Source organism: Christensenella sp. KGMB01412 (genome assembly GCF_055522415.1).
The window spans coordinates 194,052-206,995 of the sequence record NZ_JBVFVW010000003.1; the positions used below are offsets into that span (position 1 = coordinate 194,052).

Sequence of the window (12,944 nt, forward strand, 5' to 3'; positions counted from 1 at the left end):
CTGTAATCGTATCCATTATATCAGAATATAAAAAGATTTGTAGCTCAGGTACGCATTTCCTGTGAACGCACTGCCACAATCGATTCAGGGATGCTGTCCGTATGAAGCCATTTGACCGACAGGACTGCAAAAGAACAACAGTTATATGTAACATCAAAATCTTTTCATGAAACGGATTTATCCGGGCGGATATTGACAAAAGAAAAAATAGCAGGTATGATTAGTGTGAAAAGTATAACTAGTATGAAATGTGGGAAAGCGAGGAGAAGCGTTATGTCACATACGGATGTAGAAACGCCGGACGGAAAATACATCGGCACGGTAAAGGTAGGAGAAAAAGGGCAGATCGTCATCCCAAAACAGGTGCGTGATATGTTTGATATCAAGCCGGGAGATACGATGCTGGTGCTTGCAGACGTCAAACAGGGAATTGCACTCGTTGGGAACGATATCTTCAGGGACTTTGCAGACGAAATACTGGGAGCGCAAAAGATGCCGTTTAAACAGGACACGCCGCAGGATGAGTAACCGGCGGATCAGAAAGGAAAGCATGTATGGACTTGTTATCGGTTCGCGGTTTAGGGAAACAGTATCCGGGTTTTGAGCTTAAGGACGTTTCATTTGAGTTGCGGGAAGGCACGATTATGGGATTCATCGGACGAAACGGCGCGGGCAAAACAACGACGCTTAAATCGCTGATCCACTTTGTCCATCCTGCGGAGGGCGAAATCCTGTTTTTTGGAAAGTGGTTTTCGGAACATGAATACGAGATCAAACAAAGAATCGGATTTGTACTGGGGGGAATCAACTACTATCCAAAAAAGCGGTTAAGGACGATTACGGACGTCACCAAACGGTTTTACGATAAATGGGACGATGCAGCGTATCGCCGGTATATGGAGCTTTTCGGCCTCGATGAAGCAAAACGGCCGGATGAGCTTTCAGAGGGGATGAAGGTAAAGTACGCGCTTGTGCTTGCGCTCTCACACCATGCGGAAATTTTACTGCTGGACGAGCCGACGAGCGGACTTGATCCGGTATCCCGGGATGAGCTGCTTGATATTTTCCTTGAGCTTGTGGAGACAGAGAAGGTAAGTATCCTTTTTTCCACGCACATCACGACCGACCTGGAAAAGTGTGCCGACGATGTGACTTATATCAAAAAAGGCCAAATCGTCGCCAGTATGGAGATGGAGACATTTTTGAAGCAGTACAGGGTAGCGGAGTTTACAAGCCAAGCGCAGGACGTTGACAGGGATCGGCTCATCGGCTATAAACGCATCAAAAACGGCTTCAGCGCCCTTGTAAAAGCCGAAGACCTGCCAATAAAAGACGCGCAGCTGCGCGAAGCGGGCCTTGAGGATATCATGGTTCATATGGAGAGGGAGTGAAGGATATGAAAAACCTGATTATGAAAGAATTGCGTTTGGCCATGCAGCCTCCCGCGCTCCTTTTCCTGGCTCTTTCCGCATTGATCCTGATTCCTTCCTATCCGGGCTATATTGTGTTTTTTTATACCTGCCTTGGTATTTTCTTTATTTGTATGCTGGGCAGGGAAAACAAGGACATCTACTATACCATGCTGCTGCCCGTTCCCAAGCGGAGCGTTGTGGGGGCAAGGTTTTTTACAGTAGTGCTGTTAGAGCTTGCTCAGCTGGCGATTGCGGCGCCGTTTGCAGCCATACGCGGGGAGGTCGCCGGGGAAATACCGCTTATGGGCATGGATGCGAATGCAGCCTTTTTTGGTTTTTCATTTGTGATGTTTGGGATATTTAACCTGGTTTTTCTCACTGGCTATTATAAGGATACCAATAAGGTGGGGGTGCCGTTTTTGTGGGGGTGCGTCGCAACCGGAGTGTTTATCGTGGTCGCGGAGGCAGCGGCGTATGCCGTCCCATTCGTGCGGGATACGCTTAACGTGAATACGCCGGAAAATCTTGCGGCACAGTTTGCGACGCTTGCGGTTGGCGTTGCGGTGTATGCGCTGCTTACGCTGGCGGCTTACAAAAAATCTGTAAAGTCGTTTGAGTTGCTCGATCTGTAATTTCAGGAATGCCGGAAAACGCCCGCGCGTAAAAGACGTGGGCGTTTTTTTGACAGAAGAAACGTGGTATTGCAGAAGGAAAGATCAGAAAACGGTATATAATTAAATCATTTAAAAAAGTTTTGCCAAATCTATGGACAAGCCATATTATTTATAGTAGGATAAAGCTATCCACAGAAATACTGATTCGGGTTATCAAAGTTCCCCGGATGGTTGCGCAAGTAACATTTGCAGGGAACTGGTATGCAGCAAATATTTTTATGCGCATAGCGTGCGCTATCATTTATATAATATGCTGAAAAAAACATATTTTGAAACAGCATACAGAAGAGAGAAAAAATGGCGTCGAAAAACATCAACAGTGCAAAAATGAAGGAAAATAATATACAGCTTGTCTTTGATGCGATCCGCGAGAATGAAAAAATATCGAGGAAGGATCTTGCCAGAAAGCTGGGGTTGACTTCCGCGACGATTACCAATATTGTGAATCACCTGTTGCGGGAGAATTATCTCGTGGAAAGCGGCCTGGAGGAATCGAGCGGAGGAAGGAAGCCGATATTGCTTTCTCTGAATAAAGCGGCGCATTACCTGATTGGAATAGAGCTTAGCTCTGTGCGTATCAACTGTGTACTCACGGATTTCAGGGCAAATATTATTGGAGAAATCCATTTGGATATTGACGCAGCTGCAGGCAAAGATGTGATTATCGAACAAATAATCCATGTACTGGAATCGATTATTGCTGAAAATGGTCTTCATCGGGAGCAGGTAATCGGCATTGGGCTCATAACGCCGGGGCCATGTGACTTTGAAAAGAACCTGATTATCAATCCGCCTAACCTTCCGGGCTGGCACAATGTGCCCATCAAGCAGATCGTCGAAGAGCGTATTGGCATTCCGGTTGAGTTTGAAAAGGAAACGGCTGCCGCGGCAATGTGCGAGTATTGGTTTGGGCAGGCAAAGGATTCAAAATGTCTGTTTTTGTGCAGCGTCATGCAAAGCGGCATTGGCAGCAGCGTGCTGATCGACGGGAAAATATTTCATGGATTTTGCAGTGGCTCAGGCGAAATCGGGCATATGATGGTTGATATGAACGGGCCGCAGTGCGCCTGCGGAAATTATGGCTGCCTGGAAGCGCTTGCCGATGGAAAAGCGCTTGTGCGTTCCGTAAGGCAAAAGCTGAAAACGGACGCGGCGTTTTGCCGCGAATACGGCGTCGAAGAGATCGACGCACTGGAGCTGGAAGACGTATGCGCGCGCGCGGAGGACGGCGAGCGCCTCTTTGCGGAGGAAGTTGCTGCCTGTGCGAAATATGTGGGAATCGCATTGTGCAACATTATCGTTGCCCTGAGCCCGGATACAATTATATTGACAGGCGCGCTTGCAGATCATTCCCCGTTTTTCATGAGAGAGCTGAAACGGTTTATCAAGGGGAGGACCTATCCGCAGCACACAGAAAAAATCAATATTTACCATTCGTCCTTTGGGCGGAATATTGATGCGCTGGGTGGCGTGGCATTGGTGTTTGAACGTATTTTTAAAAGCTGATTTATTTTATACGCACTAACTTAATTTATTAAATTAAGTTAGTGCGTATAAAACACTGTCAAGGATAGAAACCAGCACAACGGGGATTTGCCAGAAGGGCAGGAGAGCTGCCCGGGGAAGGCAGTATTGGTAAATGTTGCTTTTGCAACTATTTCGCAGGATGCAATCAATTTAATAATGGGTTAATAAAAGGAGGAGAAAATGGAAAAAATGAACTCGTGGCAAAGATGTATGGCGGCTATGAATTTTGAAATGCCGGACAGGATCCCGGTTGTACCGCAGGCGTTTTTGGTGGCATGCCGTACGGCAGGCTATCAAATCGGACAAATCAACAAGGATGGAAAACTGATCGCGCAGACACATCTTGTGAGCCAGGAAAAATTTGGTTATGATGGGATCGTTGTTGATGTGGACGATGCGACGCTCGCTGAAGCATGCGGCGCAAAGGTGCAGTTCCGTGAGGATGATGTAGCTGTTGTGGATGAGTCGGAGCCTCTTCTGAAAAGCCTGAAGGATGTGGAGAACCTTGAATTGCCCGATCCGCTAAAGGATGGAAGACTGCCCGTATGGCTGGAGGCAACGCAGATTTTGCGGCAGAAGCTTGGCGGTGAGGTCTTTATTATGGGCCGGGCAGACCAGGGGCCCTTCGACCTTGCGTGCCTTCTTCGCGGGGCGCAAAATTTTTTGATGGATCTTTTGACCGAGGATCCGAAGGATGTCTACAAGGTGCTGGAATATTGCCGGAATGCGGCGATCAGGTTTGCTAAAGCGCAGAAGGATGCAGGCGCTGATGCGACCTCTATTGGCGAGGCATATGCGGGCCCGAATCTTATTTCACCGGATATGTACCATGATTTTGCATTTGAGCATGAGAAGATTATGGCGCAGGAGGTTCAGGATTATGGAATCCCGCTGTCCCTGCATATTTGCGGGGACGCGTCCAACATCATTGACGAGATGGCGAATACCGGCTCGCAAATCATTGAGGTGGACTGGAAGGTGGATATGGGCAGGGCAAAAAAGATCGTTGGAAACCGTGCTGTCCTTATGGGCAACGTAGATCCGTCCGATCCCCTCGTATGGGGGACGCCGGAACAGGTGCGTGAAAAGGCAAAGAATATTATTGAACAGACGGGCGGCATGGGGGTATTTTTGAGCTCCGGCTGCGCGATGGGGTACAACACGCCGGATGAGAATATGATGGCGCTTATTCAGTCGGCCGCCGATTATGGCACGGCGGAGCAGCTTGCAGAATATCAGAGGAGGCTGGATTAGCAGAGAATACAATTTCCGGGCCTTTGCAAGGACACAGACACGGCAGGTACGGACAATATAAAAAACTCCCTGTGTGAAAAACGCAGGGAGTTTTTGCTACGATTGAATACGTACCGAATTGGCCTTTGTCCGCTTTGGTTTTTCTTTGATGCGGATAAACTGGTGCGTTACATGGGGATTTGACGTGGGCCGCGGCTCTACGTCAAACTGCCGCAACGATTTTACAAGCTGGGTGAGCTTTGCAAACCCATAGTTACGCGAGTCAAAATCCGGATACCGTTTATTCAGCAAATTTCCGACTGCGCCAAGGAAGGCCCAGCCGTCGTCGTCAGAAATGTCGTTGACGATCGCCTTGATTGCACGTGTGAGCTGCGTTTTACTCGCCATGGAAGACTTTGTCCCAACCTTTTCGTTTTCCGCCGTCGCTTCGGCTTCTGCGGCAGCTTCTGCGGCTTCGCCGTTTGTACTGGAGGCAAGCACCTCCAGGTATTTAAATATTTCACATGCCGCAATGAAGGGCGCGGGCGTTTTCCGTTCGCCCATACCCATCACAAACATTCCCGCCTCGCGCAGGCGTGCGGCGAGCCTTGTAAAGTCGCTGTCGCTTGATACGATGCAAAAACCGTCCACATTTCCGGAATACAGGATGTCCATCGCATCGATGATAAGCGCCGAATCAGTCGCGTTTTTCCCCTTGGTATAGCTGTATTGCTGGATTGGCGCAATCGAATAGTTCAAAAGCACCTTTTTCCAGGCGGTGTTGTGCGTGGTCGTCCAATCCCCATAGATGCGTTTGTAGGTCGGCGTTCCATAATTGGATATCTCGTCAAAAATAAACGGGATATATTTATCGGATACATTATCCGCGTCGATCAATATCGCAATCCTTTTATCATTTTCCATAAAAATCTTCTTTCTACCTTTATTGATTTCATTATAACATAAATAGTGCAGATTAAAAAACAGACTTCACAGGCCGCTTGAATCCACGGCCTGCTCCCTGTTTTCAAATTCGTGAATCATATCTTCTATTGTCGTTTGCTCCAAAAGCCGCATGATCGTATCGTCGATTTTGTTCCATACGTTTTCCGTGAGAAAGGCGCGCAGCGCAGTATCGTTTCCCGCGTCGCCGTCTGTGAGGGACATACTTCCTTCGAGCGCCGTGAGGATCATTTTCATGGTGATTTTATCTGCGGGCAGCGCGGGCTTATAGCCGCCCTGTGAGCCTGCGATGCTCGATACCAGCCCCGCCTTTTTAAGTGAGGAGAAGATGCCCTCCAGATATCGGAGGGAAAGCGCCTGCCGCTGTGCGATGCTTGAGAGGGAAATATAATCGTCTGCGGCGTTCATCGAAAGATCGATCATAGCGCGCAGGCCGTATCTTCCCTTTGTCGATATCTTCATGCCGTGCCTCCTCCTTTTACGAATGCCGTACCAAGATCATACAATGTGAGACTGTCAAGGATTGCGTTTATCTCATCAGACATCGTAACCCACAGCCAGCGTGTCACGCATTGGTCGCGTACGGGGCTTTCACATGCGGAAAGGTCGCTGACGCACGCAACCGGCACAAGACAACCCTCTATAGCCCGTACAACCATGCCCGCAGTAATGTCCTGCGCGTCGCTGCCAAGCAGGAAGCCTCCGCTTTTCCCGCGAATGGTTTTCAGAAGGCCCTTTTTGCGAAGGGCAAAAAAAATCTGTTCCAGATATCCTTCTGAAATCCCCGTTTTTTCTGAAATCTGTTTGATGCTGATGGGCGTTCCTTCCGGGGAAACAGACATATATACCAGCGCCTCGAGCGCATACCTGCTTTTGGTGGAAAGCTTCATTGCCAATCCTTCCCGCCGCTTTTTAAAAGAGCGGCAACTCATCCTGTCAAATAGTAGTTAATTTTATTGTAAGAGTATTTTGCAAAAAAATCAATAATAATATTATAATTACTATTGACTTAGTAATCTTTTGATGATATACTTGCAAACAAGTTAAAAGATTACAAAAATGATAGGAATTATATTTTATCAATAAAGGAGAACACGGAAATGGCAAGAGAATTCAAATTCGAAACAAAGCAGCTCCATGCAGGGCAGCAGGTGGATCCGACCACAAAGGCGCGCGCAGTGCCGATCTACCAAACGACCTCCTATGTGTTTGACGATACGCAGGAAGGCGAGGATCTTTTCGCACTCAGGAAACCGGGGAATATCTATACGCGCCTGATGAACCCGACCAACGATGTGTTTGAGCAACGGATCGCAGCCCTTGAAGGCGGAGTTGCAGCTCTTGCCACAGCCTCCGGTTCTGCTGCGATTACGTATGCAATCCTCAACATTGCCGGCGCCGGAGATCATATTGTAGCGGCGTCCACATTGTACGGAGGAACCTACAACCTGTTTGCCACAACGCTTCCACGGTATGGAATCACAACGACGTTTGTCGATCCGGACGATCCGGCGAACTTTGAAAGCGCGATCAGGGAGAACACAAAAGCGCTTTATATAGAGACGCTTGGAAACCCGGGCATCAATGTAATCGATATTGAGAAGGTGGCGGATATTGCGCACAAAAACAAAATCCCGCTGATTGTGGATAATACCTTTGGAACGCCTTACCTTATTCGGCCATTTGAATTTGGCGCGGATGTAGTGGTACATTCGGCAACGAAATTTATTGGCGGGCATGGAACGTCGATTGGCGGCGTGATTATAGATGGCGGAACCTTTGACTGGACGAGCGGTAAATTTCCTTATTTCACAGAGCCGGACCAAAGCTATCACGGCGTTCGTTTTGGATATGACACAGCGCCCGCGGCATTTGTAACAAGGATTCGCGTGCAGCTCATGAGGGATACGGGCGCGTGCCTGTCGCCGTTTAATTCCTTCCTGTTCATTCAGGGGCTGGAAACGCTTTCTCTGCGGGTAGAACGCCATGTGCAGAATGCCAGGAAGGTTGCGGAGTATTTGAGCGGGCATGACAAGGTTGCGTGGGTTCATTATCCGTCGCTCAAAGGTGATAAATATTACGGGCTTGCACAAAAATATTTTCCAAAGGGCGCGGGATCGATCTTTACTTTTGGCGTGAAAGGCGGCGGGGCGGCTGCCAGAAAGTTCATCGATCATCTGGAGCTTTTCTCGAACCTTGCCAATGTGGCGGACGCAAAATCCCTGGTGGTGCATCCCGCTTCATCAACACACCAGCAGCTGTCGCCGGAAGAGCAGGAAAAGGCGGGCGTTACGGAGGATCAGGTAAGATTGTCGATTGGACTTGAAAATATTGACGATATCATTGAGGACCTTGAAATTGCGTTTTCAAAGATTTGAAAAGGAGTGAACGAAAGTGCCTATTGCAAATAGTTTAATTGAATTGATTGGAAATACGCCCCTATTGGAGCTTAGAAATTATGAAAGGGAGGAAGGCGCGGCGGCAAAAATTGTCGCGAAGCTCGAATACTTTAACCCGCTTTCCTCAGTAAAGGACCGCATCGGCGCGGCGCTCATCGAAGATGCTGAGGCAAAGGGCCTTATCGACCGGGATTCGGTGATCATAGAGCCGACCAGTGGAAATACAGGCGTCGCGCTTGCGTTTGTATGCGCGGCGAAGGGGTACCGGCTGATATTGACCATGCCGGAAACCATGAGCGTCGAGCGAAGGAAGCTGCTCGCGGCGCTTGGCGCTGAGCTTGTGCTGACGGAAGGCGCAAAGGGGATGAAAGGAGCAATCGCAAAGGCGGAAGAGCTCAAACAGCAGATACCGAATTCATTCATTCCGGGCCAGTTTGTGAACCCGGCGAATCCGGATATCCACAGGCGCACAACGGCAAAGGAAATCCTGCGCGACACAAACGGCAAAGTTGATTTTTTTGTAGCGGGAATCGGAACAGGCGGTACGATTACAGGCGTTGGAGATGTGCTTAAGCGCTCTAACCCGGACGTTAAGGTGATCGCCGTAGAGCCTGCGGATTCTCCGGTGCTTTCGCAAGGCAAGGCAGGCCCGCACAAGATACAGGGAATCGGCGCGGGTTTTGTGCCGGAGATACTGGATACAAAGGTGATTGACGAAATCATCACTGTGGAAAACGAACAGGCCTTTGCGGCGTCGCGGCTTGCCGCAAAAAAGGAGGGGCTTTTGGTGGGCATATCCTCCGGCGCGGCTCTTTATGCGGCGGCACAAATCGCCAGGCGTCCTGAGAACAAAGGAAAAACGGTTGTGGCTCTTTGCCCGGATACGGGAGAGCGGTACCTTTCAACTGCATTATATGAATAATGGTATAGGCTTCATTTGCCTATCCTCCCCTATAGGAGAGCCCATTCGCTCTCCTTTTTTAATGAACAAAAGTGGAAATGCTATTGTAATCATTTTTTTCTGTGCTACACTATCAGGTAATGGTAAGGAATAAAAAATAATTCGATTATTTAAAGGAGAAAAACAATGGCAAAAACGGCAGTAATTCTGGTAGATATGCTCAATGATTTTGTGACAGGGGCGCTTACCTGCGAGCGTGCTGTGGCAATCGTGCCGCAGCTTGAAAAGCTTGTGGCGGAGGCAAGGAAAAAAGACGTGACCGTCATTTATTCCAACGATTCCCATTTAAAAGGGATTGACAGGGAACTGGAATTGTGGGGGGATCATGCAATCGCAGGCACGCCGGGCGCAGAGGTGATCCCTGAGCTTACGCCGCAGGAAGGCGATTTTGTGATTCCTAAAAGACGGTACAGCGGATTTTTCCAGACAGATTTGCAGCTCCTGCTGGACGAGCTTGGCATTGAGCGTCTTGTGATTACGGGCCTGCACGCGCATATGTGCGTGCGCCATACGACGGCGGACGCTTATTATTGGGGCTATGAGATCGTAGTGCCAAAGGATGCGACAGATTCCTTTACGGAGGAAGATTACATTTACGGCATCAATTACCTGAAGGATGTGTATGGCGCGCAAATTACGACGGTTGACGAAGTAGCCAAAACATTTTAACGGCCTGAAAGCGCGCGGTAAAGCACGGAAAAAATAAGCAAGCGTGTTATAAAGGCCGAACGAGAACGGGCAGGAAGAAAGCAGGGGGGAACATGTTCCTCCCTGCTTTTGTAAATCTCAGTATGAATGGAAAATGGAACATTTCTTCAGTACGGCACGTTCCATCGGCTCGTTGCAAAACACTTCAAATATTTTTTATTCTGCAGCTAAGCTCTGAAACGTAAGGGGCTGGCTGATTTTTCCCATAGAAACCGGACCTGTCATATCCCCCTTCGGAAGTTTCGCCGTAATAATTTGATTGTTATCGTATGTTTTGAAAAAATATTCGCATGTCTGCGTATTCATAAAGGAGACGTAGCGTGTGAAATCCACAGTGTCGTTATTTGTGATCACAATGCCTTTGGGTATCATGACGTTTTCAATCAGGTGGAAACACATGGTAACAGCTTCTTCCCTGCTTTTTGGAATTTGTGCGTGAGCCCTTTGGAAAGCAGTACGGACAAACCTTGCCGGCGGGGTATAACCTCCGGGAAGTACGTCTGTGCCTGAAGCGTTACCAAAGGGAGTCAATGTAGCATCTGCCCACTGGACGTGCGCGTCCTGCTGCGTAGACGCGTTCATGTAATTGCGAAGATTGGTCAGATGCCAGTTGAAATCAGGGCTGTTGGTTAAAACGCCAACGGGGTTATCCCACACATCCAGTCCTTTTTTCGTCTGTTCGATCACGATGCACTTGCCGCTTTTGTCTGTCGCAATCCAGTGCAGCGGCGTATCCATTTTTGTAACGGAGTTTTCGACGCTGATAATCTCGACCGAACGGATCGCATCTTCTACTTCGTCTACGGAAGAACACTGCCCCAGAAGATAATGTACGACCTCCAGGGCGGCAAGCGCAGGCTTTCCCACGTTTTCCTCCGCGGAGCTGTAATGCGCGTATCCCGGGAAATACAAGGTTGCTGCCGCAAAGCCCTCTTGGTTTACGCCGTCTACAAAGACAAGTTTTTTTTCTGCCCCCTGGCCAAGGTCCAGTTCCTGCCCGATGCCAATAAAGCGGTATTTATTCTGGAATTTTGCATTTCCCAAAATGTCGCTCCATTCAAAAGCCTCCGGGACAGCAAAAACGCCTGGCTCTATGGCGTATGAAAAGTCCATGCTTCTACCAAAGAAAACTTCTTTTTGATCAGTCATGAGTGTCAATGCAGTACACATATCGAACAACCTCTTTCTAAATAAATTACTTTTGCGTTTGGCAAATATATTTCAGCTATTATAACCACGGGCTAAGAAATCCAAACAAAATAAAAGCATCTCAGGACAAACGCGCCCCGGCCGGAAACAAAATATTTGGGGCTATGCGGAAGGCTTCCCGTTTATTAAAATCACGTGTTTTACGCTACAAATGGCGCGGGTGTTTTTTAACGCATAAGTCTCTTGTGGAAATGTTTACGGGACGGTGCGCCGCGTCAAAAACAATGATTACAAACCGAACCGGAGTTTATTATAGTGTAAATATTCATTCTGCCATGCAACGATAGAGGAGAATCAAAATGAAAAAAGAAAATAACGTTGCTCCACAGGGAAAACATTTAAGTTTATTCGCGTTTTTTGCATTGACAGCGTCAATGTCGGTCGCAATTTACGAATATCCAACCTTTGCATCTTCCGGCTTCTCCCTTGTGTTCTACTTATTATTGGCTGCAATTTTATGGTTTATCCCAGTCGCGTTATCCTCTGCCGAAATGGCGACTGTCAAGGGGTGGGATAAAGGCGGCGTTTATACCTGGTCGGGAAATATGCTGGGAGAAAAATGGGGCTTTGCCAATGTGTTTTTCCAATGGTTCCAGTGTACGGTCAGCGCTGTAACCATGATTTATTTTCTTCTGGGAGCGCTCTCCTATGTCCTGAAATGGGACGCACTGAACACAACGCCGTGGATCAAATATGTCTTTGTGCTTATCGTTTACTGGGGGCTGACATTTCTGCAATTCAGAGGAACGCGCCTGACGTCCTTGGTTACAAGGGTAGGCTTTACATCGGGAGCTATCGTTCCGGCGATCATCTTAATCGCCATGCTGGTCGCCTATTTTTCAACCGGAGGGAAAAGCCTGATCAAGCTTGACGCACAAAGCCTGGTCCCCAGTTTTTCCCAGATTAGTACCTTGGTTGTTTTTGTTTCCTTTGTTTTATCGTATGCGGGCAGCGAAGCATCCGCGCCTCACGCAATCGAAATGAAAAATGTGAAAAAGAATTATCCGCTTGCAATCATTATGCTCATTATTATGGCCATTATTCTGAATACAGTGAACGGAATGTCGATTGCTTCGGTTGTACCGGAAAAGGAAATCAGCCTTTCGTTGGGCGTTATCCAGGGATTTGAAGCCCTTTCCGGTCATTTTGGCGCAGCTTTGAGCTGGATGCCAGGTTTGATTGGGATACTGATCATCATAGGTATTTGCGCGGAGGTATCCTCCTGGATCGTCGGCCCTTCCTGGGGTATGCAATATGCCGGTAAGTTTGGATTGCTCGCAAAGCCGCTGACTGAAACAAATAAGCACGGCGTTCCCACCAAATTTCTGATGATGCAGGCCGCAATCGTAAGCGGCTGGGCTGCGTTGCTCACCTTTGGCGGCGGAGGCGGTAATAACATTTCATTTTTTACCGCCATTTCATTGACGGCTGTGATTTATCTCGCGGGATATGTTATCATGCTGGTTTCTTATATTAAGCTTGTCAGGAAGCATGATGACCTGGAACGCGGATTCCGAATATCCAAAGGAAAACCGGTCAGGTTGATTCTGGCTTTTGCCGGCCTTGCCGTATCTGTTTTTGCACTGGCGATCTCTTTTGTGCCTCCTTCGCAATTAGCCGGCTCCGTCAAACCGGAGGGATATATCGCAATGTTGGCCGGAAGCTTTGTTCTTGTGATGATCGCGCCGTTTATTTTATATCGCATTGCCCGTAAAAAAAGGCCGTTGCCGAAAGGGAAAAAAATGCCGGGAGCAGAAAACCAATACTCGTATGACGATGCTCCGGAAAGCCCGGGAAAACCGGTTGGCTGACCGGCAGAATAACGATTTGAATTTTTATTTCAATGAAATGATATTGT

Annotated in this window: 13 protein-coding genes; 9 read left to right on the top strand and 4 right to left on the bottom strand. The window is 48.2% G+C overall.

Annotated elements, in window-relative coordinates; all coding sequences use genetic code 11:
* Positions 1-273: 273 nt before the first annotated feature.
* From ACS5WU_RS06420 to ACS5WU_RS06440, 5 genes are all read left to right on the top strand, one after another.
* Positions 274-528, top strand: a complete 255-nt coding sequence (locus ACS5WU_RS06420; protein WP_046444152.1) for an AbrB/MazE/SpoVT family DNA-binding domain-containing protein — start codon at positions 274-276, stop codon at positions 526-528.
* Positions 529-554: 26 nt separating this feature from the next.
* The gene (locus tag ACS5WU_RS06425) at positions 555-1,391 is read left to right on the top strand and encodes an ABC transporter ATP-binding protein (protein ID WP_302759955.1); all 837 of its coding nucleotides are present in this window, start codon (positions 555-557) and stop codon (positions 1,389-1,391) included.
* A gap of 5 nt (positions 1,392-1,396) precedes the next feature.
* Complete coding sequence (locus ACS5WU_RS06430; RefSeq protein ID WP_046444310.1) at positions 1,397-2,044, top strand: ABC-2 transporter permease; 648 nt, start codon at positions 1,397-1,399, stop codon at positions 2,042-2,044.
* A 339-nt stretch (positions 2,045-2,383) separates the two neighbouring features.
* Entirely contained in the window at positions 2,384-3,592 is a 1,209-nt protein-coding gene (locus tag ACS5WU_RS06435) for an ROK family transcriptional regulator (RefSeq protein WP_302759956.1), read from the top strand.
* A gap of 201 nt (positions 3,593-3,793) precedes the next feature.
* On the top strand, positions 3,794-4,867 hold the full coding sequence (locus ACS5WU_RS06440; RefSeq protein WP_046444155.1) for a uroporphyrinogen decarboxylase family protein: 1,074 nt from the start codon (positions 3,794-3,796) through the stop codon (positions 4,865-4,867).
* Positions 4,868-4,963: 96 nt separating this feature from the next.
* Here the strand turns inward: ACS5WU_RS06440 and ACS5WU_RS06445 are convergent, their stop codons facing one another.
* The 3 genes from ACS5WU_RS06445 to ACS5WU_RS06455 form a co-directional block, all read right to left on the bottom strand.
* A complete protein-coding gene (locus tag ACS5WU_RS06445; RefSeq protein ID WP_046444156.1) occupies positions 4,964-5,770 on the bottom strand; it encodes an NYN domain-containing protein in 807 nt (268 codons plus the stop codon).
* A 66-nt stretch (positions 5,771-5,836) separates the two neighbouring features.
* Entirely contained in the window at positions 5,837-6,271 is a 435-nt protein-coding gene (locus tag ACS5WU_RS06450; RefSeq protein ID WP_046444157.1) for an RrF2 family transcriptional regulator, read from the bottom strand.
* Positions 6,268-6,699: an RrF2 family transcriptional regulator gene (locus ACS5WU_RS06455; protein WP_046444158.1), complete on the bottom strand. Its 432-nt coding sequence runs from the start codon at positions 6,697-6,699 to the stop codon at positions 6,268-6,270. The genes ACS5WU_RS06450 and ACS5WU_RS06455 overlap by 4 nt, the downstream gene beginning before the upstream one ends.
* A 210-nt stretch (positions 6,700-6,909) precedes the next feature.
* Between ACS5WU_RS06455 and ACS5WU_RS06460 the strand changes: the two genes are divergently transcribed.
* The 3 genes from ACS5WU_RS06460 (at position 6,910) to ACS5WU_RS06470 (ending at position 9,838) form a co-directional block, all read left to right on the top strand.
* Entirely contained in the window at positions 6,910-8,187 is a 1,278-nt protein-coding gene (locus ACS5WU_RS06460; RefSeq protein WP_302759957.1) for an O-acetylhomoserine aminocarboxypropyltransferase/cysteine synthase family protein, read from the top strand.
* Positions 8,188-8,203: 16 nt separating this feature from the next.
* A complete protein-coding gene (gene cysK, locus ACS5WU_RS06465; RefSeq protein WP_302759958.1) occupies positions 8,204-9,130 on the top strand; it encodes a cysteine synthase A in 927 nt (308 codons plus the stop codon).
* A gap of 165 nt (positions 9,131-9,295) precedes the next feature.
* A complete protein-coding gene (locus ACS5WU_RS06470) occupies positions 9,296-9,838 on the top strand; it encodes a cysteine hydrolase family protein (protein WP_302759959.1) in 543 nt (180 codons plus the stop codon).
* Positions 9,839-10,033: 195 nt separating this feature from the next.
* On the opposite strand, the gene ACS5WU_RS06475 is transcribed toward ACS5WU_RS06470, so the two are convergent.
* Positions 10,034-11,047, bottom strand: coding sequence for a choloylglycine hydrolase family protein (locus tag ACS5WU_RS06475; protein WP_320607275.1), 1,014 nt, complete (start codon positions 11,045-11,047; stop codon positions 10,034-10,036).
* Between the two features lie 338 nt (positions 11,048-11,385).
* Here ACS5WU_RS06475 and ACS5WU_RS06480 point away from each other — a divergent pair, with 338 nt between their 5' ends.
* On the top strand, positions 11,386-12,897 hold the full coding sequence (locus ACS5WU_RS06480) for an amino acid permease (RefSeq protein ID WP_320607276.1): 1,512 nt from the start codon (positions 11,386-11,388) through the stop codon (positions 12,895-12,897).
* Positions 12,898-12,944 lie beyond the last annotated feature (47 nt).

Coding starts and splice junctions, on each gene's coding strand:
- ACS5WU_RS06450 (WP_046444157.1), bottom strand. CDS start 6,271: ATGAAGATATCGACAAAGGGAAGATACGGCCTGCGCGCTATGATCGAT.
- ACS5WU_RS06440 (WP_046444155.1), top strand. CDS start 3,794: ATGGAAAAAATGAACTCGTGGCAAAGATGTATGGCGGCTATGAATTTT.
- ACS5WU_RS06475 (WP_320607275.1), bottom strand. CDS start 11,047: ATGTGTACTGCATTGACACTCATGACTGATCAAAAAGAAGTTTTCTTT.
- ACS5WU_RS06460 (WP_302759957.1), top strand. CDS start 6,910: ATGGCAAGAGAATTCAAATTCGAAACAAAGCAGCTCCATGCAGGGCAG.
- ACS5WU_RS06470 (WP_302759959.1), top strand. CDS start 9,296: ATGGCAAAAACGGCAGTAATTCTGGTAGATATGCTCAATGATTTTGTG.
- ACS5WU_RS06425 (WP_302759955.1), top strand. CDS start 555: ATGGACTTGTTATCGGTTCGCGGTTTAGGGAAACAGTATCCGGGTTTT.
- ACS5WU_RS06480 (WP_320607276.1), top strand. CDS start 11,386: ATGAAAAAAGAAAATAACGTTGCTCCACAGGGAAAACATTTAAGTTTA.
- ACS5WU_RS06435 (WP_302759956.1), top strand. CDS start 2,384: ATGGCGTCGAAAAACATCAACAGTGCAAAAATGAAGGAAAATAATATA.
- ACS5WU_RS06430 (WP_046444310.1), top strand. CDS start 1,397: ATGAAAAACCTGATTATGAAAGAATTGCGTTTGGCCATGCAGCCTCCC.
- ACS5WU_RS06420 (WP_046444152.1), top strand. CDS start 274: ATGTCACATACGGATGTAGAAACGCCGGACGGAAAATACATCGGCACG.
- ACS5WU_RS06455 (WP_046444158.1), bottom strand. CDS start 6,699: ATGAAGCTTTCCACCAAAAGCAGGTATGCGCTCGAGGCGCTGGTATAT.
- ACS5WU_RS06445 (WP_046444156.1), bottom strand. CDS start 5,770: ATGGAAAATGATAAAAGGATTGCGATATTGATCGACGCGGATAATGTA.